Annotated in this window: 3 protein-coding genes; 1 reads left to right on the top strand and 2 read right to left on the bottom strand. The window is 56.8% G+C overall.

The genetic code is table 11. The annotated features are described in order from the left end of the window. Window positions 1-304, bottom strand: a 304-nt coding sequence (locus tag Q0341_RS09635) for a hypothetical protein (protein ID WP_299512578.1), incomplete at its 3' end; no start/stop codon positions are given. Next, complete coding sequence (locus tag Q0341_RS09630; RefSeq protein ID WP_299512576.1) at window positions 304-861, bottom strand: molybdopterin-dependent oxidoreductase; 558 nt, start codon at window positions 859-861, stop codon at window positions 304-306. The genes Q0341_RS09630 and Q0341_RS09635, both read right to left, overlap by 1 nt. A gap of 148 nt (window positions 862-1,009) precedes the next feature. On the opposite strand from Q0341_RS09630, the gene Q0341_RS09625 reads away from it, so the two are divergent. Beyond that, a partial coding sequence (locus Q0341_RS09625) for an ATP-binding cassette domain-containing protein (RefSeq protein ID WP_299512574.1) occupies window positions 1,010-1,597 on the top strand: 588 nt, incomplete at its 3' end.

The following is a 1,597-nucleotide window of genomic DNA, read 5'->3' as shown; positions in this document are numbered from 1 at the left end:
TGAACAAAATGTCAAAACGCATGGATCTTTCCATGCTCATCGTCTCGGGGGGGGCATCGAGCCGGACCATGGCGGCATCAAACCGCCACATTTCTCGCTCCAAGTTTGTGATGATGGCGGACATGGAGTCCTCTTGCAAACGCGCCGCTGCCTCCAGGGCCTGAGCTTGACGCCATTGCACCGTGGTGGCCACCACCAAGGCCGCGATCACCCCAGCAGCGACCCACGCCAAGCCCCAAAAAAATCGGGAAGGTGCCAGGTTTGAGGGGTTTTCAACCTCTGAGACGGCTGCGGACGGGTGCATCACTCCACCTCAATGGCCTTGAGTTGCCAAATGGAGCGCTCGTAATAAGTTTTGTGCTGAAGTTCCTTTTTGGCATCAAAGGGGTAAACGATGAACAAAGGCCCTTTGGTGCGAACAGGGATCGGCTGGCCATTCATCTGCACCGCCACCACAACATCGTGCTCAAGCGCATCCGACAGAGGCAACTTCACCCGGTAATCGTTCAGAGCGACCGCCCTAATCTGCTCGCCTTGCGCTTTGACCAGTGCCATCACATCCCGAAGCAAGGGCCCCGTGAAGGTCACAGGCTGTTGTTCCCAAGGCATTTGTGTGGTGAAGCTTTTTTGGGGCAATGCTTGCAAGGCGGCCATGTCCAAAGCGGCCACTTGCCCTTGGTTGTGCCAAGCAATGCGTCCTGAGATTTGCAACACGACAGGACTTTTGTGTGCCTCTTGTGCCCAAACGACCCCGCCGACGAACACCCCAAACAGAGCCACCATCAGGCCGAACAGAGCGCACAGTTTAGGCAGCCATGTTTTTGATTTTTCGCGGACTTCCAACAAATTGTTGAGGTGCATGATCGATTTCCCGTTATTCATCAATTGAGCAATTAAGAATTATATTTCCAGATTTAAAACACTAAAAATAATTTGTTTCAGAATGTAAAAGTGATTGCCAAATGCCTCAACCCACAGCCGATTCGGCCGGCCTGAGGCCACTGGTAGCATGTTGCCCATGCTGCACCACGCCATCGCCCCCACCGCCGAAGTCCGTTCCACGGTCCTGCATGCCCGTGGCCTGACTGGCGGACCGGGACCACTGGCGTTGTTCCATCAAGTGGATGTGCGCTTGCCCGCTGGCGTGTCTGCGCTCGTGGGTGATGAGGGCGTGGGCAAGACGAGCCTGATGCGTTTGCTGGCGGGCGACTTGGCGGCCACCGCTGGGGAACTGTGGGTAGGGGGCGGACTTGTCCCCTTGTCTCGCCCGCAAGCGGCCTCGGTGCTTTGGCTTGACCTGCGCCTGCCGCTGCACGACGAAGACACGCCTGAGGTGTTCTGGACCCAATTGCGACAGTATTTGCCAGATTGGTCGCCAGAGATGCAGCTCAGTTTGGTGACCGATTTGCAATTGAAACCACACCTGGGCAAGCGATTGAACATGCTGTCCACCGGCAGCCGACGCAAAGTGGGACTGGTGGCTGCATTGGCTTCGGGGGCACAGGTCACCCTGATAGACCAGCCTTTTGCCTCACTGGACACGGCCTCCATACGCGGCATCCAAAACGCACTGCGGGCAGTCGCTCAGCACCCTGTG

The organism is uncultured Limnohabitans sp. (assembly GCF_937889215.1).
GTDB lineage: Bacteria > Pseudomonadota > Gammaproteobacteria > Burkholderiales > Burkholderiaceae_C > Limnohabitans_A.
The sequence above is the reverse complement of the archived record's forward strand: the minus strand, read 5'-3'. Positions and strand labels throughout refer to the sequence as shown.

Excerpts from the sequence above, each read along its gene's own strand:
- Q0341_RS09630 (WP_299512576.1), bottom strand. The coding sequence starts at position 861 with ATGCACCTCAACAATTTGTTGGAAGTCCGCGAAAAATCAAAAACATGG.